This window comes from Shewanella sp. 4t3-1-2LB (assembly GCF_017368415.1).
Taxonomy (GTDB): domain Bacteria; phylum Pseudomonadota; class Gammaproteobacteria; order Enterobacterales; family Shewanellaceae; genus Shewanella; species Shewanella fodinae.
Window position 1 is genome coordinate 1 of the sequence record NZ_JAFNJD010000148.1, and the last position, 403, is coordinate 403.

Below are 403 nucleotides of genomic sequence, written 5' to 3' on the forward strand. Positions count from 1 at the left end.
CTGTTCGCTCCCCACGCTTTCGCGCATCAACGTCAGTTACGGCCCAGTAAGTCGCCTTCGCCACTGGTGTTCCTCCCAATCTCTACGCATTTCACCGCTACACTGGGAATTCCACTTACCTCTTCCGCACTCAAGTCATTCAGTCTCCAAAGCAATTCCCACCTTGAAAGCAGGACTTTCACTCCAGACTTAGACAACCGTCTACGCGCCCTTTACGCCCAGTAATTCCGGACAACGCTCGCCCCCTACGTATTACCGCGGCTGCTGGCACGTAGTTAGCCGGGGCTTCTTCTTCAGGTACCGTCATTTGTTTCTTCCCTGAGGACAGAAGTTTACAATCCGAAAACCTTCTTCCTTCACGCGGCGTTGCTGCGTCAGGCTTTCGCCCATTGCGCAATATTCC

General features: G+C 53.6%; 1 rRNA gene. It reads right to left on the reverse strand.

What is annotated here, in order from left to right:
* Window positions 1-403: ribosomal RNA gene (locus J3L11_RS19045) — 16S ribosomal RNA — on the reverse strand; the annotation flags it as partial.